Source organism: Chitinophaga sp. 30R24, assembly GCF_049056765.1.
In the GTDB taxonomy this organism is placed as follows: domain Bacteria; phylum Bacteroidota; class Bacteroidia; order Chitinophagales; family Chitinophagaceae; genus Chitinophaga.
Window position 1 is genome coordinate 695,951 of record NZ_JBJGXX010000002.1, and the last position, 23,002, is coordinate 718,952.

The window sequence follows — 23,002 nt, forward strand, 5'->3', positions numbered from 1 at the left end:
TTTCTCATTATAAATAGTAATTAATATCCTGGATTCTGCACTAAATTGGGATCTTTTAATAAATCCGAAGAGGCAAAGGGGTATAATTGGGCAGTGGTATTCCAGGTGCTTCCTTTTTTAGGCGCTTCCAATAGCATTACGGCATCTATTGTTTTAGTTCTTTTTAAGTCAATCCACCTGTGGCCCCATTCGGTAAATAGCTCTGCCCGTCGTTCCCGTAAAATTGCAGTTAGTAAATCTGTTCTTGAACTGGCTGGCGTATCCCCAAGGCTGGCTCTATGGCGAATAATGTTCAGGTCTTCCTGGGCGCCGGCGATGTTATTTTGTTGTGCCCGGGCCTCTGATCTGATCAGGTATTGTTCTTCTATGCGGAATACAACGCTATATTCTGTTACAGGGGCATTGGGAGCGATTACTTTATACTTATATGCATAGTAATAGATGATGGGAGGGTTAGGACTTGCCTTTACTATAGTGCTATCTATCCAATGTACGCTACGTTGGTCGCCGGTTTCAAAGCTGTTGACTAAGCTATTGCTTAAATATACAGGATAAGAAATATTGGGGCCTACGGAGTCTGGCAGAACAAAATATCTTGCCTCGGGAGTATTGGTAGTATAAGAAGGTAAATCAACAGGTTGTAATTGCCAGATAGCTCCCTGGTTATTGGCTAAGAACGTGCTATCCAAGGAAGTGAGGCTAAATAGAGCGCCATTCTCAATGATTTTTGACGCTTCGGTTTCTGCATTGGGCCAGTCGCCCGTAAATAGATAAACTCTGGCTAATAATGCGGTAGCCGCCCATTTTGTGGGTCTTATCCGGTCTGTGCTAACGGTGATGGCATCTCCTGCCAGATAATTGGTACTTAGCGAGCTTTCCGCGTCTATGAGGTCAGTAATAATTTGTTGATATACTTCGTTCTGAGGGGTTCTCGACAAGAGCCTGTTCTTAGTGTAATCTGTAGTAAGCGCAAGAGGAAGATCTCCGTAGAGGTTTACAAGGTAGAAGTAAATAAAGCCTCTCATGAATTTTGCTTCTCCCAGTAATTGTTGCTTTACTGCTGGCGTTAAACTAGATGACTGTTCTATTCCTTCAATAGCTGAGTTTACAGTGAAAAGCATAGGATAAAGGTTTTGTGTAAAATCCAGCGGGGGGGAGGATGAGGTAAGTATATTAAGGTAATATGGAATCAAATCGCCTGTTTGGCTACTGGCGCCTCCAAATAGGGTGAGCTCATCGGCAGATAAACCAAGAAGTAAGGAAACGGATGGCAGCCCGGCATTTCCCATTCGTTTACTCATTTGAGTATATAATCCTGTTAATACTGCTATTGCATTTGCATCCTCTGTATATACATTGCCTGCATTGATACTGGTGGTAGGAGGATCAACGTGTATTAATTTTTTACAGCTTTGTAACGTAGGAATAATAAATAAAAAACATACAATAAACGAATAGCATTTATATGAACGGGTAGTGTGTTTTGATATGTTATAATATAATAGTCTCATGTTTATTCATTTTAGAAAACATACGGGTAGTTCTTTGTTAGTGGTATTATAAAGAAGCCATTAATCCAATTGACAGCACTCTTAATAGAGGTAAGTTGTATATACTTTGCGTTTTGGCATCTAACCCTAAGTAATTGGAAATGGTAAAAAGGTTTTGGCCATTTACGTACAACCTACAGTTTTGTATATGTATTTTTTTACACCAGGTTTCCGGGAAATGCCAGGAGAGCGTAGCTGTTTCCAGGCGTATATAAGATGCGTCAGCCCAATTTGCATCACTATATAAGTCGGCATTTAGAAAACTTTGAAATAGGCTATAGTTGGAGTTAAACCGTTGAATGTTGGTTTGGTCTCCCGGGTGTTGCCAACGGGTTAAAACGGAAGTAGGTTGGTTGGTGTTAAAGATTCCAGGAAAGTATCCTAAACTATAATCTATTCCTTTTTGCTTGCCAAATGAAAATAGAAATGATAGTTCTATGTTTTTATAACGGAAATTATTGGTAATTCCTCCATAGAAGGTTGGGGCACTATTAAGGATAGTGGTTCTGTCTTGTGAGTAATCGGGATTTAAGGTGGGGATACCTTTAGCTGTTGTAAACAGATAGGCGCCTGTTGCGGAGTCTACGCCTAGTGAATGAAACACTTTTTGAATACTAATAGGTTGACCAACTACATAACCGGTAGCATAACTGGATGTTGCTAAACCAGGAAAAGATATTAATTTGTTTTTTGGAATGGTTAAATTAGCATTGGTAGACCAGGTAAAATTTCGCTTGTTAATATTCGTGCTATTAACGCTTAACTCCAGACCTGTATTTTGTACAACGGCAGGAAAGTTCTCTGTTATAGAAGGATAGCCTGCGAAAATAGGTAGTACGTATGCAAGCAGCTGATTAGAAGAGCGGTTATGATTGTAGTTTGCGGTGAAAATAACCTTATCCCGAAGAAATCCCAGTTCAATGCCCAAATTAAGTTTTCTTGTTTCTTCCCATGCCAGATAAGGATTAGGTATGCCAGTGGGTTGAAGTCCTATTATGCCTTGATAGGGTACGCCGGGATTAGGTATAGCAGTATAAAGGTTTAAAAACCGGTAGTCCAGGATCTGATCATTTCCCGTTGTACCATAACTGGCTTTTAATTTCCCGAAGCTTAAAACGGACTGCTTGTTTTTTATAAAATCTTCGTTGGTAAATATCCATCCTATACCTACGGCGCCAAAATTATGAAATTGCTTTTCTGAACCAAAGCGACTGCTTCCATCTCTTCTGGCGGTTAAATTGATGATATATTTATCTTGCCAATTGTAATTGATACGACCAAATAGCGCATTGTATTTGTAAATATCACTTTCTGTTGAAGCAACAGTAATATTCGCTGCAGATTTTATATCCTCCATAACTACATCACTGTTGAAGCCCGAGGCATTTATTGACGACATATTACTATTCCTTTGTTGAATGGTACTACCAATAAGTACTTCGAATATACCCTTGCTAAGGGAATGCTGGTAGCTAATTTGGGGTTCTATATCCCAGCTACTGATAGTAGAGCTCCCGAAAGTACTGGCCCTGGTATTATATGGTCTGGATTCAGGATTGTATTGATCTAACAAGGAAATAATTGTTTCATTCATTTCTGTTCTAGTGTAGCCCAAATTGCTGCTTATCTTCAGGCCAGGTATAATTTGGTAACTGATGTTCATGGCACTTATCAGGTTGTCTGTTTTACCGGTATATCTGTTATATAGTTGTTGGGCAAGAGGGTTAGTCCATGTAGAAATCCCATTTACCTGCGCCCAATTCAGGCTTCCGTCAGCGTTATAAAGGGGAGGGGCATCGGGCGATAATAGCAGGGCTGTATTCGTTAGGTCAACCTGTGGTAATTTATTAATATCTTTAAGATAGTCTCCCGATAATTGGATTGAAAATTTTTTATTAAGAGAAGTATTGCTGATGTTAAAATGTAAACTACCTGTTTTGTCATCGTAATCGCCTGGGAATACATTGGTTTGTTTAGAGTAACCTCCATTGATAAGATACGTTGTATATTGATCGCCGCCCGATACACCTGCATTTATTTTAGTGACGCGGGCGGTACCTCCTAATAATTCTTTCTGCCAGTTGGTATTTCTTGTGGTATCCCAGGTACCATTCACATCATAATCGGTTGGACTTATAGATGCGTTGTCATTACTTATCGCTTCATGTCGCATGCTAAGGTATTGTTGGGTATTCAGTAAATGCAATTTTTTAGGAACTTTTCCCCAACCCGTGTTTATATTGATATTTGCCCTTGTACTTCCGGCTTTCCCTTTTTTAGTGGTAATTAGAATTGCCCCGTTGGCTGCACGGGAACCGTAAATGGCGGTAGCATCTGCATCTTTCAATACGTCGATGCTTTCAATATCCTGAGGGTTAATATAATTTAAAGGATTACCTAGTGGCATACCGGGACCAGATTGTCCCAGGATGGATGGAGACGTGCCAGATAGTAATTGAGAAATATAAGGGGTGCCGTCAATTACGTACAAAGGATCGTTGCCAGACTGGATACTGTTTTGCCCTTGTATGCGCACGCTTATTCCTGCTCCTGGTACGCCTGTACTGGGCTGTATATATATGCCCGGCACCCGGCCTTGTAAAGCCAATAAAGGATTGCTGATAGGTTGGGTTTCGAATTCACTACCTTTTAGTGTACTTGTATTGCTCGTATTCATTCTTTTGGTGGTAGTGCCATATGCAATTACTACAGTTTCATCCAGGGTGTTTATAAATGGATTTAATTGCGTTATTATATTTTTATCGTTCACCGGAACATCCTTTGAAGAAAATCCTATGGAACTTATGGTGACAATTTCGCCTTTGGATAGATAGGGGATTCTAAATTTGCCATCCGGATCTGTAGTAGTGCCGATATTTGTGCCTTTTATTCTTACTGTAGCTCCTGGTATGGAGTTACCAGATATGTCTGTTACTCTGCCGGTAATGATATTGGTAGGAACGCTATCAACTGTTTTTTTAATATAAGCGTTTTTGGATGAATAATCCGTGTTGTAAATATGTATGCTTTTTTTATGGAGCTCAAAGGTAAGGTCCCTTTTATCACTCAGTAAAAAGGCCATCACTTCATTAAGCGCTGTTTCGGAAAACTGTACGGTGATTCTTTTACCTTCATCCAATTTTACTGCTGCGGCATCATACATTATGATGAGCCCTGTTTGTTGCTGGATACTTTGAAATACGTCTCCAAGTCGTATATTCTTCCCGGATAAAGTTATTTTTTGGTATTGTCTGTAAGGCGTTGCGTAGATATTATTAGTATTTATTGATGAGATAAACAATATGATTATTATGCAAATTCTGTTTATAAGATTCAATAATTGCATTTTTAACATGGCCTCGGTTTTTGGGATGGTAAGTATAGAATGTAAAATATGCAACCCAGATAGGCGTAGTCCGGATATCTTGTGCATTCAAGATATAATACAAGTCTGTTTGAGGTTAAGTACTATTAATGGGTATTAACTGTTTATTATTTTTTAAATAGTACAATTTTATCAGTAAGGTGTAATATGTTAAACGTTTTCCGCTTGTAATAGGATTGCAGTTGGAATGATTAATTTTTGTTTATTGATATGTGATAATTTAAATATATTATACTATATGAATAATAGAACACCTTTGCTGCTGCTTTTTATAGCTTTAAGTCATTGGGTATTTGGGCAAAATAAAATGTTAAGTGATCATAGTAATTACATAGGAGGCGAGAAGAAGGTTGTTGATTCCAGTGTTTATAATACCTGGCCATCTTATGATCCTCGGATGTATATCAGCAATGATGGTAAGTTTGTGATGTATTTTGAAACTAATCCTTCGTTGCAACATACAACTTTATGTGTTCAGTCTGTTAAAGGCAATTGGTTGTTAAAACTAAAAAATGTTGATGACGCTTTTTTTTCAAATAATAGCCAATCTGTTTATTTTATTAATCGAGGTGATAGCCTGTGTACGCTAAAGCTGGGTACTAACTTAATTGATTATATTCCTAATGTTATTGCTTTGAATAGCGATGCCCTTAAGCGGGATTTGTTGATTTATGAATTAAAAGGAAATGATACAAATCTGGTTGTTAAAAATCTGAGAAATGAAAGTAAATCCTCTTATTCATTTGTGAAACGATACTGGCTAAGTGATAATGATAATAAAATGATCTTGCAATTTTCTGGGGGCAATACTAATGGAATTGATTCGCTGGTTTGGATAAATTTAAATAAGCATACAAGATATGCTTTTTGGCAGGGCAGGGGAGTGGAGAAAGTTATTTTTAATGATGAGTCTACTCAAATTGCTTATATAACTGCCGATAAGTCTGAGAAAGGGAATAAAAAAGCAATCTGGTATTATACTGAAGGAGCTAAAGGGGGTGATATACTTTTAACTGATAGTATGCTCAATACTAATGAATTAGTGTTAAACGATATTCTTCGGTTTAGTAAGGAAGGCGAAAGGCTTTTTTTTAATTGTAAGGATCGGCTTTTACCGTTGCCCAAGGTAAACGATGAGTCAACAGTGGAAGTATGGAGTTATAAAGACGCCGTATTACAATCAGAACAGGTAATGGCGCTCCAAAATGGAGGCCGGAGTTATTTAATGGTGGTTAATGTAGACCATCACCAACCATTAAGAATAGAGAGGAAGTATGAATCCGTGGTGTATTGGGATGTCCGAGGTAAGGATGATTTTTTCTTGGTCCAGGAGGCGGCTGGCATGGAACCAGGTGAAAGCAACTGGAATGAGGCTTGCCAATCTACTTGGTATAAAGTATCTACTACCAGTGCGCAGCGGGAAAGAATGTTTTTATTGGATACGATACCATTTCCCATGGTGTCGAAGGAAGCCAATTTTTTAATATACCAAAACAAAGAACGGACTGATTACTTTACATATGAAATGTCAACCGGCGTTGTGAGAAATATTACCAGCAAAATTAAAACTGATTGGACAAAGAAGCACGCTCCTGGTATTGAAAAATGGTTAGATAATGATGAAGGAGTAGTTATTAATGATCACAATGATGTTTGGATATTAGATCCTAAAGGAGAAAAAGCTGCCCTTAATTTAACCCATGGATATGGTCGAAGAAATGACATTGTTTTTTTTCTGTTAGATATTGAGAGTATCCACCGTTTTCCGGTGAATGGAGACCGGTTTATCTTTTCGGCGTTTAATAATCAAACAAAGGATAACGGATTTTATGGAGTAACGGTTGGCAAATCAGGGGCTCCTGACTTGTTAACGATGGGGCCATATCTCTATTGTGCAAAATATCATCCTGATTTTTTTCCGGGGAATTTAAATGTAGAACCGGTTAAGGCCAAAGATGCGCAGCTTTACCTCGTTAAACGCTCCAGTGCCCGGGAGTCTGGTAATTATTATGTAACGTCCGATTTTAAAACCTATGCTAAGTTAACCAACTTACATCCCGAATCTAACTACAATTGGGTGGTACCAGAGCTGCACACATGGACATCGTTAGATGGACATTCTCTACAGGGCATTCTTTATAAAGCGGAGAACTTTGACGCTACTAAAAAATACCCTGTTATTTTTGAGTATTATGAACAAAAATCGGATAGGCTTAATGTGTATATAGCGCCTGAATCATTGAGTGGTTATTGTTCCATAAATATTCCCACTTACGTAAGTAACGGGTATTTGGTATTTTGTCCTGATATCAGGTACGATATAGGAGACCCTATGCAGGGGACTTATGATGCTGTTATCTCAGCAGCCCATTATATGGCCCGGAAAGATTTTGTAGATTCTTCTAAAATGGCTATCACCGGATGCAGTTGGGGAGGTATTCAAACCAATTATTTGGTGACTCATTCTGGTTTATTTGCAGCTGCTAACGCTAACTCCAGTCTTGGTGATTGGGTAAGTAGTTATAGTGCCTTATCATTAGAGGGGCACTCGCAGCAAGCGGCGTATGAAATGGGACAAATTCGGATGGGATCGAATTTATGGGAGAAGAAAGATATTTATCTTAAGAATTCTCCTGTTTTAAGTGCCGATAAAGTGACTACTCCTATTTTGCTGATGCAAGGAAGGAACGATGGTGCTTGCACTTTTAATAACGCGATGGAGTTTTTTACCTCTTTACGCAGATTGGGGAAACGGTCTTGGTTATTGGCATACGATGCAGGCCATGGGCTTGAGGGTACATACGCAGTAGATTTTGGCATTCGCCAACGGCAATTTTTTGACCACTATCTGAAAGGAACACCACCGCCTAAGTGGATGATGGAGGGAGTGCCTGTGGAAAGGAGGGGGGTAGAAAGTGGATTAGGATTGTATGATAAATATGTAACTCCGGGCGTTGGTTTGCTTAGAGCTGGTAAGTGAGGAGGGTGAGTAAGTATCTTATAATGCTAAAACATACCATATTATATGAATAATAGAACCTCTTTGCTGCTGCTTTTTATCGTTTTAAGTCATTGGGTATTTGGGCAAAATCAACTGTTAGGTAATCATAATAATTACATAGGAGGCGAGAAGAAGGTTGTTGATTCCAGGGTTTATAATACCTGGCCATCTTATGATCATCGGATGTACATCAGCAATGATGGTAAGTTTGTGATGTATTTTGAAACTAATCCTTCGTTGGAACATACAACTTTATGTGTTCAGTCTGTTAAAGGCAATTGGTTGTTAAAACTAAAAAATGTTGATGACGCTTTTTTTTCAAATAATAGCCAATCTGTTTATTTTATTAATCGAAGTGATAGTTTGTGTACGATAAAATTGGGCACTAACTTAATTGATTATATTCCTAATGTTATTGCTTTGAATAGCGATGCCCTTAAGCGGGATTTGTTGATTTATGAATTAAAAGGAAATGATACAAATCTGGTTGTTAAAAATCTGAGAAATGAAAGTAAATCCTCTTATTCATTCGTAAAGCGATACTGGCTAAGTGATAATGATAATAAAATGATCTTGCAGTTTGCTGCAGGTAACGCTAATGGAATTGATTCACTGGTTTGGATCAACTTAAATAAGGATACGAGACATGCTTTTTGGCAGGGCAGGGGAGTGGAGAAAGTTATTTTTAATGATGATGCCACTCAAATTGCTTATATAATTGCCGATAAGTCTGAGCAGCAGAATAAAAAAGCAATCTGGTATTATACTGAAGGAGCTAAAGGTGGTGATATACTTTTAACTGATAGTATGCTCAATACTAATGAATTAGTGTTAAACGATATTCTTCGGTTTAGTAAGGAAGGCCAAAGGCTTTTTTTTAATTGTAAGGATCGGCTTTTACCGTTGCCCAAGGTAAACGATGAGTCAACAGTGGAAGTATGGAGTTATAAAGACGCCATATTACAATCAGAACAGGTAATGGCGCTCCAAAATGGAAGCCGGAGTTATTTAATGGTGGTTAATATAGACCATCGCCAACCATTAAGGATAGAGGGGAAATCCGAATCCGTGATGTATTGGGATGCCCGAGGTAGGGATGATTTTTTCTTGGTTCAGGTGGCGGCTGGGATAGGACCAAGTGAAAGCAACTGGAATGAAGCTTGGCAATCTAGTTGGTATAAAGTATCTACTACCAGTGAGCAGCGGGAAAGAATGTTTTTATTGGATACAATACTATTTCCCATGGTGTCAAAGGAAGCCAATTTTTTAATATACCAAAACAAAGAGCGGACTGATTACTTTACATATGAAATGTCGACCGGCGTTGTGAGAAATATTACCAGCAAAATCAAGACTGATTGGACAAAGCAATATGGTTCTAGTATTGAAAAATGGTTAGATAATGATGAAGGGATAGTTATCAATGATCACAATGATGTTTGGATACTAGACCCTAAAGGAGAAAAAGCTGCCCTTAATTTAACCCATGGATATGGTAGAAGAAATGATATTATTTTTTTTCTGTTAGATATTGATAGTATTCACCGTGTTCCGGTGAATGGAGACAGGTTTATCTTTTCAGCGTTTAATAATCAAACAAAGGATAACGGATTTTATGGGGTAACGGTTGGCAAATCGCAGGCTCCTGAGTTATTAACGATGGGGCCATATCTCTATTTTGCAAAATATCATCCTGATTTCTTTCCCGTGGATTTAAATAGGGACCCTGTCAAGGCCAAAGATGCGCAGCTTTACCTTGTTAAACGCTCCAGTGCCCGGGAGTCTGGTAATTATTATGTAACGGCTGATTTTAAAACCTATGCTAAGTTAACCAACTTGCATCCCGAATCTAACTACAATTGGGTGGTACCAGAGCTTCACACATGGACATCCTTAGATGGGTATTCTTTGCAGGGCATTCTTTATAAACCAGAGAATTTTGATGCTACTAAAAAATATCCGATCATTTTTCAGTATTATGAACGTAAATCGGATTGGCTTAATGTGTATATAGAACCTGAATCATTGAGTGGTTATTGTTCCATAAATATTCCCACTTACGTAAGTAACGGGTATTTGGTATTTTGTCCTGATATCAGGTACGATATAGGCGACCCCATGCAGGGAACTTACGATGCTGTTATCTCAGCAGCCCATTATATGGTCCGGAAAGATTTTGTAGATTCTTCCAAAATGGCTATTACCGGATGCAGTTGGGGAGGTAGTCAAACTAACTATTTAGTAACTCATTCTGGTTTATTTGCAGCTGCTAACGCCAACTCCAGTATTGGTGATTGGGTAAATGATTATAGTGCCTTATCATTAGAGGGGCACTCACGACAAGGGACGTATGAAATAGGGCAACATCGGATGAGGTCGACTTTATGGGAGAAGAAAGATATTTATCTTAGGAGTTCTCCTGTTTTAAGTGCCGATAAAGTGACTACTCCTATTTTGCTGATGCAAGGAAAAAATGATCCTGGTTGCGCTTTTAGTAATGCGATGGAATTTTTTACCTCTTTACGCAGATTGGGGAAACGGTCCTGGTTATTGGCATACGATGCAGGCCATGGGCTTGTGGGTACAGACGCAGTAGATTTTGGCATTCGCCAGCGGCAATTTTTTGATCATTATCTGAAAGGAACACCACCGCCTAAGTGGATGATGGAGGGAGTGCCTGCGGAAAAGAGGGGGGTAGAAAGTGGATTAGGGTTGTATGACAAGTATGTAACCCCAGGCGTTGGTTTGCTGGGAGCTGGTAAATAAGGAGGGAGAGTAAGTATTTTATAATGCTAAAAAATATCATGTTATATGAACAATAGAACCTCTTTGCTGCTGCTTTTTATCGTTTTAAGCCATTGGGTATTTGGTCAAAAGCAAACGCTAAATGATCCAGGTAAGTATCTAGGAGGCGAGAAAAAGGTTGTTGATTCCAGGGTTTATAATACCTGGCCATCTTATGATCCTCGGATGTACATTAGCAATGATGGTAAGTTTGTGATGTATTTTGAAACTAATCCTTCGTTGGAACATACAACTTTATGTGTTCAGTCTGTTAAAGGCAATTGGTTGTTAAAACTAAAAAATATTGATGACGCTTTTTTTTCAAATAATAGCCAATCTGTTTATTTTATTAATCGAGGTGATAGCCTGTGTACGCTAAAGCTGGGTACTAACTTAATTGATTATATTCCTAATGTTATTGCCTTGAATAGCGATGCCCTTAAGCGGGATTTGTTGATTTATGAATTAAAAGGAAATGATACAAATCTGGTTGTTAAAAATCTGAGAAATGAAAGTAAATCCTCTTATTCATTCGTAAAGCGATACTGGCTAAGTGATAATGATGATAAAATGATCTTGCAGTTTTCAGGGGGCAATACTAATGGAATTGATTCGCTGGTTTGGATAAATTTAAATAAGCATACAAGATATGCTTTTTGGCAGGGCAGGGGAGTGGAGAAAGTTGTTTTTAATGATGAGGCCACTCAAATTGCTTATATAACTGCCGATAAGTCTGAGAAAGGGAATAAAAAAGCAATCTGGTATTATACTGAAGGAGCTAAAGGGGGTGATATACTTTTAACTGATAGTATGCTCAATACTAATGAATTAGTGTTAAACGATATTCTTCGGTTTAGTAAGGAAGGCAAAAGGCTTTTTTTTAATTGTAAGGATCGGCTTTTACCGTTGCATAAGGTAAACGATGAATCAACAGTGGAAGTATGGAGTTATAAAGACGCCATATTACAATCAGAACAGGTAATGGCGCTCCAAAATGGGGGCCGGAGTTATTTAATGGTGGTTAATGTAGAACATCACCAACTATTAAGGATAGAGGGGAAATCTGAATCCGTGATGTATTGGGATGCCCGAGGTAAGGATGATTTTTTCTTGGTCCAAGAGGCGGCTGGCATGGGGCCAAGTGAGACCTCCTGGAATGAGGCTTGGCGATCTACTTGGTATGAAGTATCTACTATCAGTGAGAAGCGAGAAAGAATGTCTTTATTGGATACAATACCATTTCTCTTTGTGTCAAAGGAAGCCAAATTTTTAATATATCAAAACAAAGAACAGACTGATTACTTTACATATGAAATAGCAACCGGCGTTGTGAGGAATATTACCGGCAAAATCAAGACTGATTGGACAAGGAAATACGGTCCTGGTATTGAAAAATGGTTAGATAATGATGAGGGGGTAATTATTAATGATCACAACGATGTTTGGATACTAGATCCTAAAGGAGAAAAAGCTGCCCTTAATTTAACCCATGGATATGGTCGAGGAAATGACATTGTTTTTTTTCTGTTAGATATTGATAGTATTCATCGTGTTCCGGTGAATGGAGACAGGTTTATCTTTTCAGCGTTTAATAATCAAACAAAGGATAACGGATTTTATGGGGTAACGGTTGGCAAATCGCAGGCTCCTGAGTTATTAACGATGGGGCCATATCTCTATTTTGCAAAATATCATCCTGATTTCTTTCCCGTGGATTTAAATAGGGACCCTGTCAAGGCCAAAGATGCGCAGCTTTACCTTGTTAAACGCTCCAGTGCCCGGGAGTCTGGTAATTATTATGTAACGGCTGATTTTAAAACCTATGCTAAGTTAACCAACTTGCATCCCGAATCTAACTACAATTGGTTAGTACCAGAACTGCACACATGGACATCGTTAGATGGACATTCTCTACAGGGCATTCTTTATAAACCGGAGAACTTTGATGCTACTAAAAAATATCCTGTCATTTTTGAGTATTATGAACGTAAATCGGACAGGCTTAATGTGTATATAGCACCTGAAGCATTGAGTGGTTATTGTTCCATAAATATTCCCACTTATGTCAGTAACGGGTATTTGGTATTTTGTCCTGATATCAGGTACGATATAGGCGACCCCATGCAGGGAACTTATGATGCTGTGATTTCAGCAGCCCATTATATGGCCCGGAAAGATTTTGTAGATTCTTGCAAAATGGCCATTACCGGATGTAGCTGGGGAGGTATTCAGACTAACTATTTAGTAACCCATTCTGGTTTATTTGCAGCTGCTAATGCCAACTCCAGTCTTGGTGATTGGGTAAGTGATTATAGTGCATTATCATTAGAGGGACACCCACGGCAGGGGATATATGAAATAGGGCAATGTCGGATGGGATCGGCTTTATGGGATAAGAAAGATATTTATCTTAAGAGTTCTCCTGTTTTAAGTGCCGATAAAGTGACTACTCCCCTTCTGCTGATGCAAGGAAAAAATGATCCTGGTTGTGCTTTTAGTAATGCGATGGAGTTTTTTACCTCTTTACGCAGATTAGGGAAACGGTCCTGGTTATTGGCATATAATGCAGGCCATGGGCTTTTTGGGGGGCCAGACGTAGTCGATTTTAGTATTCGCCAACGACAATTTTTTGATCATTATCTGAAAGGAACACCACCGCCTAAGTGGATGATGGAGGGAGTGCCTGCGGAAAAGAGGGGGGTAGAAAGTGGATTAGGGTTGTATGACAAGTATGTAACCCCGGGCGTTGGTTTGCTTAGAGCTGGTAAGTGAGGAGGGTGAGTAAGTATCTTATAATGCTAAAACATACCATATTATATGAATAATAGAACCTCTTTGCTGCTGCTTTTTATCGTTTTAAGTCATTGGGTATTTGGGCAAAATCAACTGTTAAGTAATCATAATAAGTACATAGGAGGTGAGAAGAAGGTTGTTGATTCCAGTGTTTATAATACCTGGCCATCTTATGATCATCGGATGTACATCAGCAATGATGGTAAGTTTGTGATGTATTTTGAAACTAATCCTTCGTTGGAACATACAACTTTATGTGTTCAGTCTGTTAAAGGCAATTGGTTGTTAAAACTAAAAAATGTTGATGACGCTTTTTTTTCAAATAATAGCCAATCTGTTTATTTTATTAATCAAGGTGATAGTTTGTGTACGATAAAATTGGGCACTAACTTAATTGATTATATTCCTAATGTTATTGCTTTGAATAGCGATGCCCTTAAGCGAGATTTGTTGATTTATGAATTAAAAGGAAATGATACAAATCTGGTTGTTAAAAATCTGAGAAATGAAAGAAAATCCTCTTATTCATTCGTAAAGCGATACTGGCTAAGTGATAATGATAATAAAATGATTTTGCAGTTTGCTGCGGGTAACGCTAATGGCATTGATTCGCTGGTTTGGATCAACTTAAATAAGCATACGAGATATGCTTTTGGGCAGGGCAGGGGAGTGGAGAAAGTTATTTTTAATGATGACGCCACTCAAATTGCTTATATAACTGCCGATAAGTCTGAGAAAGGGAATAAAAAAGCAATCTGGTATTATACTGAAGGAGCTAAAGGGGGTGATATACTTTTAACTGATAGTATGCTCAATACTAATGAATTAGTGTTAAACGATATTCTTCGGTTTAGTAAGGAAGGCCAAAGGCTTTTTTTTAATTGTAAGGATCGGCTTTTACCGTTACCCAAGGTAAACGATGAATCAACAGTGGAAGTATGGAGTTATAAAGACGCCATATTACAATCAGAACAGGTAATGGCGCTCCAAAATGGGGTCCGGAGTTATTTAATGGTGATTAATATAGCGCATCGCCAACCATTAAGAATAGAGGGGAAATCCGAATCCGTGATGTATTGGGATGTCCGGGGTAAGGATGACTTTTTCTTGATCAAAGAGGCAGCTGTCATGGATCCAGGTGAAAGTAACTGGAATGAGGCTTGCCAATCTACTTGGTATAAAGTATCTACTACCAGTGAGCAGCGGGAAAGAATGTTTTTATTGGATACGATACTATTTCCCATGGTGTCAAAGGAAGCCAATTTTTTAATATACCAAAACAAAGAACGGACTGATTATTTTACATATGAAATGTCAACTGGTGTTGTGAGAAATATTACCAGCAAAATCAAGACTGACAGGACAAAGAAGTACGGTTTTAGTATTGAAAAATGGTTAGATAATGATGAAGGAGTTATTATTAATGATCATAATGATGTTTGGATATTAGATCCTAAAGGAGAAAAAGCTGCCCTTAATTTAACCCATGGATATGGTCGAAGAAATGATATTATTTTTTCTCTGTTAGATATTGAGAGTATCCACCGTTTTCCGGTGAATGGAGACCGGTTTATCTTTTCGGCGTTTAATAATCAAACAAAGGATAACGGATTTTATGGAGTAACGGTTGGCAAATCAGGGGCTCCTGACTTATTAATGATGGGGCCATATCTCTATTTTGCAAAATATCATCCTGGTCTTTTTCCGCCGATTTTAAATAGAGCCCCCGTTAAGGCCAAAGATGCGCAGCTTTACCTTGTTAAACGCTCCAGTGCCGGGGAATCTGGTAATTATTACGTAACGGCCGATTTTAAAACATATACTAAGTTAACCAACTTGCATCCTGAATCTAATTACAATTGGTTAGTGCCAGAGCTGCACACATGGACATCGTTAGATGGACATCCTCTACAGGGCATTCTTTATAAACCGGAGAACTTTGATGCTACTCAAAAATACCCTATTATTTTTGAGTATTATGAAGGTAAATCGGACAGGCTTAATGTGTATATAGCGCCTGAAGCGCTGAGTGGTTATTGTTCTATAAATATTCCCACTTACGTAAGTAACGGGTATTTGGTATTTTGTCCTGATATCAGGTACGATATAGGCGACCCTATGCAAGGGACTTATGATGCTGTTATTTCAGCAGCCCATTATATGGCCCGGAAAGATTTTGTAGATTCTTGCAAAATGGCTATCACCGGATGTAGCTGGGGAGGTATTCAAACCAATTATTTGGTAACTCATTCTGGTTTATTTGCAGCTGCTAACGCTAACTCCAGTCTTGGTGATTGGGTAAGTGATTATAGCGCTCTCTCATTAGAGAGGCACTCACGACAAAGCTTGTATGAAATAGGACAAAGTCGGATGGGAGCGTCTTTATGGGAGAAGAAAGATATTTATCTTAGGAATTCTTCTGTTTTAAGTGCCGATAAAGTGACTACTCCGATTTTGCTGATGCAAGGAAGGAATGATGCTGCTTGCGCTTTTAATAATGCGATGGAGTTTTTTACCTCTTTACGCAGATTGGGGAAACGGTCCTGGTTATTAGCATACGATGCAGGCCATGGACTTGTGGGTACAGATGCAGTAGATTTTGGTATTCGCCAACGGCAATTTTTTGATCATTATCTGAAAGGAACACCACCGCCTAAGTGGATGATAGAGGGAGTGCCTGCGGAAAAGAGGGGGGTAGAAAGTGGATTAGGGTTGTATGACAAGTACGTAACCCCAGGCGTTGGTTTGCTCAGGACTATTTCGGCACCTATCCATTAAATGGTTGATCTATTATCTTCCTTTCAAAAGATAAGAAAAGGATATCATAAAAAAGCGTTGCATTACCATATTATGGGATGTTTCTATATAATTACTTCCCACATTCTGATGAATGCTGAGGTTTTTATTTAACAGGTCAAATCCCTGTAATTTTAGGATAGCATGCTTTTTTAATATAGCTTTTGAGATGGAGGCATTCAACAGTAAGCCGCTATTGCTACTTTGGATGGCCTGTGTGTTATTTATTACATAAGTAATGTTACTGATGAATGTATAATTAGCTGGTAGATTCAATATTCCGTCAAAGAAGAGGTGATACATGAGCAGTTCACTATAGCTGTTTGTTTGCAAGCGGTATATAATATTGTTATAACGAACTTCAGCGGATAATGAACAGTCTAGTAATTCTTTAGATCTGAAGTTGAGCTTAATCATTTGGTCGATCATTCTATTGTCTATATTTCCATCAATGTTATCGATAATATTCACGTCGTGATCGAATGATAAGTTTGTAACCGATCTTAAGGAAAAGTTTTGTTTGTTGATGTTTATATTGTTCTCTATTGTAGTGGAAATATTATAAGCTCCGTTTTTATTAGTAGGCTCGCTGATTTGACGCCCAATGGAATCTTGATAGGTATTATCAATTATTTTATTTTTAAATATCACTCCTGTGATATTTATGTTCATGTTATATGCATTCGTACTATTATATTGACTATATACAATAGTAAAGTTATTTGTTTTGGGAGATTTCAAATTAGGATTTCCTTTCTGAATAAATAATGAGTTACTGTTGTCGGGTACCAACTGTAGTTGATTGATATTAGGGATTATAATACCTTCTCTGTATAGTAACAATAACCGGGAGTGATTGGAGAGGTAGTAGTTGAAATCTAATTGTGGGGCTAAAGCAGCGGTATGTGTGTTTATATGATAAGGGTGGCTAAAATTTATGTTTTTTATATCGTTTATAAAACTGTAGAGTGAAATCGAATAGTCGTATTTTTCTTTTTGTTTGGTTACGCCAATACTTGTGTAATGCGTGACGGAAGTACTTTTATATTCGTTTGTTAAGCTGTCGTTTAAGAGATCATAAGTATCTTCTTTTATATCATAGTCATAAGTGGAACGACCAAATTTGGTGAGAGAATTAGTGTATAGATATTGAAACTCAAGCGAGAAATATTTAGTAAGTGGTTCTGTGTAATATATTCCCAGTTGAGCGGTTTGTACTGTATTTGTTATTTTGTTTTTTTGGTTAATTGTATCTGTAGCTAATGCGCCATTGGATAGTGCATACGAATTATTCGACTCGTTGTATGCGCTGCCATTATTGTTGTTGTTGTTCAAGTAGATATTTGCACTCAATTTTCGATTTGGTTTCTTGAATTTTTTTATAAGATTGAAGCTTTCGGATGCATTAATAAAACCGGAATTATTTTTATTATGCATGTCGCCAATATTGATGAGGGATTGCGTATTGCTATACGATTTGTAATCGTTGTCTGATGTTGTTTTGTTCTGTGTATAATTTAAATCACTTTTGAGTGAAAGAAGAGTAAAGGAGTCTACTTTATAATCTAATTTACTGCTAATGGTATGTTGGTGCATCCAATTACCAATTGTATTTTTCTGGTCATTATAATAATTGCCTTCTTCCTGGAAGTTCTGTCTTATGCTGCTGCTTTCATTTTTAAGATAATTATCATTTAATGAATAGCTTCCATTAAAAGTAAATTTTTTACTCCAATCTTCACTGTAGTTTATGCCAACATTCCAATTCCTGATGTTACCTGCGGGAATATTGGTGCTTCCCTCTTGATATCCATTGGTATTATTACCATTACCAATAAATATCAATTGCTGATCAGACTTGAACCTGCTGGCGTTACTTTTTAGTGCATACTTATTTTGTGTTCCTCCACCAACAGTTAATTGACCGGTTACTTTGTTTTGTTTTTCTTCTTTTATAGTAATGTTGATTGTTTTTTGTTTCCTGGTATCTATTTCTCCTGCTTGTGACAGTTCATCTGGTTTCTGGTCAATTAATTGTATTTTATCGACTAATTCTGCTAACAGGTTTCTGGTAACCATACCTGGATCGTTCATGAAAACGGGTCGGCCGTTTATTAATATATATTTAACTGTTTCTCCATTTACTGTTATCTGGCCGTCTTCGTTAATTGATACACCGGGTATCTTCTTTAATAATTCTTCTATGGAAGCATTTTCCCTTATTTTTATAGATCTGGCGTTAAATTCAATAGTATCTTTTTTGATCTTCCAGGGTGCACCTGTATGAACTATCTCCACCTCAGTTAAGGTGAGTCCTGTTTTTTGTATATCTATATTGCCAAGGTTAACTATTTGTCCGCTTACATGGATCGGCTTCCTGGAAAGTAGTGGTTTGTATCCCATATAGGTAATGTAAAGTAAGTAATCCCCACTGGGAATATTATCTATTAAAAAAGCGCCATTCTTATCTGTGAAAGTTATATTGATTTTACTGGAGTCTTTTGCACGTAAACAATTAACGGTTGCTCCTGATAGCCTTGTAGTAGTTGCACTGTCGCGTATATAACCTTTTAAGCCAGACGTAAGAATGTATTGCCCGCAAACATTAAGGGTGAAAAACAGTAATACAAAAATAGTAATGAGGTGCTTCATATAGAGGGATTGCCAGTGTTCTAAATTCTGTCATTTCAATGCAAATAGGTGGCAGTAGCACTTTTAATTCTTTGTATACGTTTATTGAATTTTTATGGGCTGAGTGGAGATTGCAGTGGAAGAATCTAATTTTGGTTTATGAGAGAATAAATGAATAAATAGTATTACCTCTCAAATTCTCGTTAGATCTGTTTGCACGGTTACTGCTGAAGTTAAGAAAAAAGTATTTGAATTGCTTTTTAATACTAAACCCTCAATCTATAAACCATGTCAAAATAATTCCGTTTCCTGTATTCGATTTTATCATTCATGTTATGGTGTATTGGTCTAATGATATTAGCTGTTCCTGTAATAAATATTGTATGCCTTCCTGATTGAATATAACATGTAATAATCCATGTTTATAATTATTGATGCTCGTTAATTGATATTGTCAATGAAGTAGAGGTAAAATAAGCACTGACTTGTTAGTATTAAATGAGACTATTTGGTAGAAAAAATGAAATAAAATGATGAATATTTTATTAAAACAATTAGCACAGGTAAATGCACAGGAAAGAGTATCAAGCATTCTGATCAATTATGTGTTTAAGAATGCCAGTAATAAATGGTTTGTTAGAATGATTATTCCTGCTATATTCATACAGTTGATAGTGTTTAAATACTTTTATCCTTATGCAGGATTTATCAATGGGGATTCTTATGCGTATCTGGAAACTGCTTATCATAATTTAAGTATTAATACCTATCCGGTTGGGTATTCAATGTTCCTGCGATTATTGAGTGTGTTTACTAAATCAGATACTGTACTCGTTGTATTTCAATATTTACTTTTACAGGGTAGTGTATTGTTTTTAGTATTTACGATATTTTATTTTTATAAGCCCGCCAGGTTCACTAAAATACTCTTATTAGTATGCTCGTTGTTTAATCCTGTATTCTTATATCTGGCCAACTATGTGTCTAGCGATGCTTTTTTTCTTTCGCTTAGTTTAATTTGGTTCGCTCAATTGATATGGATTATACATTATGCTGACATACGATTGGTTGTAGCCAATGCGATAATACTTTTTTTAGCATTTACGGTTAGGTATAATGCCTTGGTGTATCCGATTATATCGGTACTTGCCTTCCTGTTGTCCAAACACAAAAACATAGGTAAGATCGTTGGGATGGCTTTAGGAATAGCTTTAATTGGTCTTTTTGTTTCATTCACGAGCAATAAATATCATAAACTAAGTGGTTATTACCAATTTAGCCCATTTACAGGCTGGCAGTTAGCGAATAATGCCATGTATGCTTACCGGTACGTAGATAGTGCGCATGTTAAGAAAGCGCCCAAAAAATTACAGTATTTAGATAAGATGGTGAGGAATTATTTTGATACAACAAGGGATATAACCAAGCATCCGGAAGAAACGTTGATGGCAAGTACGGTATATATGTGGGCCCCTAATTCCCCCTTGCAACTGTATAAAAAGTACATGTTTAAAACAGACTCTACTGCGCCGGAATTAAAGAAATGGTCTGTGGCTGCACCGGTGATGGCGGCGTATGGATCTTTTCTCATGAAAGCATATCCCGGAGAATTTATCAAGTATTACCTTATTCCTAATGCTGTTAAATACTATGCGCCACCTGTGGAATTTCTGGATAGTTATAGTACGGGGGTGGATAGTGTACAGCCAATTGCACAATCTTGGTTTGGATATAAAACTAATAAATTAAAAACAAGGACAAAGGATTACAAAGTGCATGTTCTGGATTTTTATCCCGTTTTGACTGGGGTAATGAATGTGGTCTTCTTTTTTGGAATAATAAGTTTCCTGTTTTTAGAAGGACATAAACAGCAGCTTGAACTCAGGAGAGGAATAACCCTGGTAGCTGGTGTATGGTTACTGAATTTGGGGTTTAGTGTATTTGCTTCTTCTATTGCATTAAGATTTCAACTGTTTCCGATTATTATATCGTTTTCTTTTTCCTTTCTGTTAGTGGAGTTTCTTATAAGATCTGCTATCGGGAATGGAATAAAGCGTGATTTGGAGGTTGACGTTTTAATCGATGCTTCTACTCCTGGCGATAATCAAGTATTATAAGTAAACTGATAAAGTCATTTACGATGTCAATGAATAAGAATGTTAAATATATTTCTATCGTATTGGCGGTAGGTATATTACTCTACATAGGAATAAGCGAATTATTAGGTGTTCCAATCTTGGGTGGCGCCCCGCCAATCGCACTTCGGATGCCTGAAAAAACGGGTAAAGAAGGCGCTAAAATACCACAAATTAGTCTTTTGACATATGATAGCACATTGTTTAATATTAACGATTTGCAGAAAGAGAAACCTCTGGTCTTATTTTATTTTAGTGCAGAATGTGCCTATTGCCAGGCAGAATTGGAAGCGATATTGAGAAAGAAGGAGATTTTAAATAAAATTCAATTATGCTTACTTACTTCAGAATCGTTCCATGATATGAAAATGTTTTATGACCGGAATCATTTGAATGAATATACTAACATTAAAATTGGTGTTGATTATAATAATAAGTTTATTTCCTATTTCAATGTAACCGGAACTCCTTACGTTGCTATATATGGACGTGATAAATTGTTAAAGGGTGCTTTTAGTGGGATATTAAGTACACAACAAATAAAGATGGTTGCAAGTGAATAAAATTATTGCGCAATGTAGATTGGTCAGACTTGCAAGCTGGATCAATCAAAGAATGGGGAAGCCGAAAACCAGTATAACAGAGTAGGCAATTATTGAATATTAAAGTTTCGCCTTTTGATTTTAAATGGCATCTATCATTATGAAAAAAGCAAAAATCGCATTATCTGCTATCGCTGTATTAGCTATCGTTGGCGGTGCTTTCGCATTTAAAGCTGCTACACCAGTTCGTTTTTATGTTCCTGCTGCAGATGGTAAATGTACACTGTCTACTATTTTTACTTATGCTACTACTACAATAAATGCTCCTGGTGCATTTACTTATCAGTTGAGCACTCTGTCTACAACCACTACTTGCCCAATTACTTATGTTGTTACTACCCTGTAATTAGAATTTTGTCAGAGTGGATTGTTATAACTATCCACTAACATTAATTTTAATTATTGAGTAAATTTGGCAAAGTAAGTGCTTGGCACTTTTGAAGGGGCTCATGAGTAAGTGAGCCCCTTTTCGTTTAAATGTGCTGTATTATCTATTGAGATAAAAATGTGTATTTACTGATTTGAGGAAGGAAGGGGCTAATCGAGTAACGCTTATCAATCCTTGGTAAAGTATTCTACCGTAGCAAAACTAATTAATTGCCAGAATCTGAATCATGGTATACACGATGAAATTAAAGCTGCAAAAAGAGTATTAATAGGATTTATAAATAGCTTAGGCCTCAATTCAGCTTGTTTAGTATTTATGAACAGTTATGAATTTCATATGAAATCTGATTTCATTAGGTTTGAGTAAGTTTGTAGCCGAGCATAATATTGTTTTAATTTAATTCAAAAATTAAATAGATATCATTATGAGAAAAGCAAAATTAATGTTAACCATTTTGTTTTTATTAACGGTTATTAGTGGATCGCTTGCCTATAGTCTTATAAAAAAAAGACAAGCCGGACATTTTTACGCCCCTAATGCCTTTAAGGGAAATGCTTGTAATTTGACGGTACTTCTTCTCTATTCAATAGCACCTAATTGTGAAATGCCAGGCGCCTTTACTAGTTATATAAGTTCGTTGCCTACAACAACAGGGTGTCCGCTTACTTGTATGGTTAGTGTTCAGTAATGTGTTTGAATGAATTGATTCTTAGTGTATAAATAAATGAGCTAATACCTTGTACATTGTTTACTTCCTTTATAATTATAATAGTTAGCTTCCCATAATTAGTAATTATACGATAGGAGAGAAAATTGTGGGAAGCTAAGCTCTTGGAGCTAGAAGAGGGGATTGAGTTGTTGTAGAAAGAGCGAGATCTTATTTACTTTACCATTAGTGCATTAGCTATCGTTGGCGGTTTAAATCTATTGTAATAAC

11 protein-coding genes are annotated in these 23,002 nt (G+C 37.2%); 8 read left to right on the top strand and 3 right to left on the bottom strand.

Annotation, left to right across the window (positions count from 1 at the left end):
- Window positions 1–20: 20 nt before the first annotated feature.
- A complete protein-coding gene (locus ACDQ55_RS09395) occupies window positions 21–1,301 on the bottom strand; it encodes a RagB/SusD family nutrient uptake outer membrane protein (protein WP_420981117.1) in 1,281 nt (426 codons plus the stop codon).
- Between the two features lie 256 nt (window positions 1,302–1,557).
- Entirely contained in the window at window positions 1,558–4,713 is a 3,156-nt protein-coding gene (locus ACDQ55_RS09400; protein ID WP_420981118.1) for a SusC/RagA family TonB-linked outer membrane protein, read from the bottom strand.
- A gap of 460 nt (window positions 4,714–5,173) precedes the next feature.
- Between ACDQ55_RS09400 and ACDQ55_RS09405 the strand changes: the two genes are divergently transcribed.
- Genes ACDQ55_RS09405 through ACDQ55_RS09420 form a run of 4 tightly spaced genes read left to right on the top strand, consistent with a single transcriptional unit; the run spans window position 5,174 to window position 16,291 of the window.
- Window positions 5,174–7,915 carry an alpha/beta hydrolase family protein gene (locus ACDQ55_RS09405; RefSeq protein ID WP_420981119.1) on the top strand — a complete coding sequence of 914 codons (2,742 nt, stop codon included), beginning with the start codon at window positions 5,174–5,176 and terminating at the stop codon, window positions 7,913–7,915.
- Between the two features lie 45 nt (window positions 7,916–7,960).
- Window positions 7,961–10,702, top strand: coding sequence for an alpha/beta hydrolase family protein (locus ACDQ55_RS09410; protein WP_420981120.1), 2,742 nt, complete (start codon window positions 7,961–7,963; stop codon window positions 10,700–10,702).
- A gap of 45 nt (window positions 10,703–10,747) precedes the next feature.
- Window positions 10,748–13,492, top strand: a complete 2,745-nt coding sequence (locus ACDQ55_RS09415; RefSeq protein ID WP_420981121.1) for an alpha/beta hydrolase family protein — start codon at window positions 10,748–10,750, stop codon at window positions 13,490–13,492.
- A 45-nt stretch (window positions 13,493–13,537) separates the two neighbouring features.
- Window positions 13,538–16,291 carry an alpha/beta hydrolase family protein gene (locus tag ACDQ55_RS09420; RefSeq protein ID WP_420981122.1) on the top strand — a complete coding sequence of 918 codons (2,754 nt, stop codon included), beginning with the start codon at window positions 13,538–13,540 and terminating at the stop codon, window positions 16,289–16,291.
- A 12-nt stretch (window positions 16,292–16,303) separates the two neighbouring features.
- Here ACDQ55_RS09420 and ACDQ55_RS09425 read toward each other — a convergent pair whose 3' ends face one another.
- Window positions 16,304–18,961, bottom strand: coding sequence for an outer membrane beta-barrel protein (locus ACDQ55_RS09425; protein WP_420981123.1), 2,658 nt, complete (start codon window positions 18,959–18,961; stop codon window positions 16,304–16,306).
- A 509-nt stretch (window positions 18,962–19,470) separates the two neighbouring features.
- Between ACDQ55_RS09425 and ACDQ55_RS09430 the strand changes: the two genes are divergently transcribed.
- The 4 genes from ACDQ55_RS09430 to ACDQ55_RS09445 all read left to right on the top strand — a co-directional run bounded on the left by ACDQ55_RS09430 (window position 19,471) and on the right by ACDQ55_RS09445 (window position 22,753).
- The gene (locus ACDQ55_RS09430) at window positions 19,471–21,057 is read left to right on the top strand and encodes a hypothetical protein (protein ID WP_420981124.1); all 1,587 of its coding nucleotides are present in this window, start codon (window positions 19,471–19,473) and stop codon (window positions 21,055–21,057) included.
- 29 nt (window positions 21,058–21,086) lie between these two features.
- Window positions 21,087–21,638: a TlpA family protein disulfide reductase gene (locus ACDQ55_RS09435; protein ID WP_420981125.1), complete on the top strand. Its 552-nt coding sequence runs from the start codon at window positions 21,087–21,089 to the stop codon at window positions 21,636–21,638.
- A 139-nt stretch (window positions 21,639–21,777) separates the two neighbouring features.
- Window positions 21,778–22,023, top strand: a complete 246-nt coding sequence (locus ACDQ55_RS09440; protein WP_420981126.1) for a hypothetical protein — start codon at window positions 21,778–21,780, stop codon at window positions 22,021–22,023.
- Window positions 22,024–22,489: 466 nt separating this feature from the next.
- Complete coding sequence (locus ACDQ55_RS09445; protein ID WP_420981127.1) at window positions 22,490–22,753, top strand: hypothetical protein; 264 nt, start codon at window positions 22,490–22,492, stop codon at window positions 22,751–22,753.
- Window positions 22,754–23,002 lie beyond the last annotated feature (249 nt).

Bases quoted from the DNA above. Each gene is read 5' to 3' on its own strand.
- ACDQ55_RS09395 (WP_420981117.1), bottom strand. From the start codon at position 1,301: ATGAGTAAACGAATGGGAAATGCCGGGCTGCCATCCGTTTCCTTACTT.
- ACDQ55_RS09400 (WP_420981118.1), bottom strand. From the start codon at position 4,713: ATGTATGATGCCGCAGCAGTAAAATTGGATGAAGGTAAAAGAATCACC.
- ACDQ55_RS09405 (WP_420981119.1), top strand. From the start codon at position 5,174: ATGAATAATAGAACACCTTTGCTGCTGCTTTTTATAGCTTTAAGTCAT.
- ACDQ55_RS09410 (WP_420981120.1), top strand. From the start codon at position 7,961: ATGAATAATAGAACCTCTTTGCTGCTGCTTTTTATCGTTTTAAGTCAT.
- ACDQ55_RS09415 (WP_420981121.1), top strand. From the start codon at position 10,748: ATGAACAATAGAACCTCTTTGCTGCTGCTTTTTATCGTTTTAAGCCAT.
- ACDQ55_RS09420 (WP_420981122.1), top strand. From the start codon at position 13,538: ATGAATAATAGAACCTCTTTGCTGCTGCTTTTTATCGTTTTAAGTCAT.
- ACDQ55_RS09425 (WP_420981123.1), bottom strand. From the start codon at position 18,961: ATGAAGCACCTCATTACTATTTTTGTATTACTGTTTTTCACCCTTAAT.
- ACDQ55_RS09430 (WP_420981124.1), top strand. From the start codon at position 19,471: ATGATGAATATTTTATTAAAACAATTAGCACAGGTAAATGCACAGGAA.
- ACDQ55_RS09435 (WP_420981125.1), top strand. From the start codon at position 21,087: ATGAATAAGAATGTTAAATATATTTCTATCGTATTGGCGGTAGGTATA.
- ACDQ55_RS09440 (WP_420981126.1), top strand. From the start codon at position 21,778: ATGAAAAAAGCAAAAATCGCATTATCTGCTATCGCTGTATTAGCTATC.
- ACDQ55_RS09445 (WP_420981127.1), top strand. From the start codon at position 22,490: ATGAGAAAAGCAAAATTAATGTTAACCATTTTGTTTTTATTAACGGTT.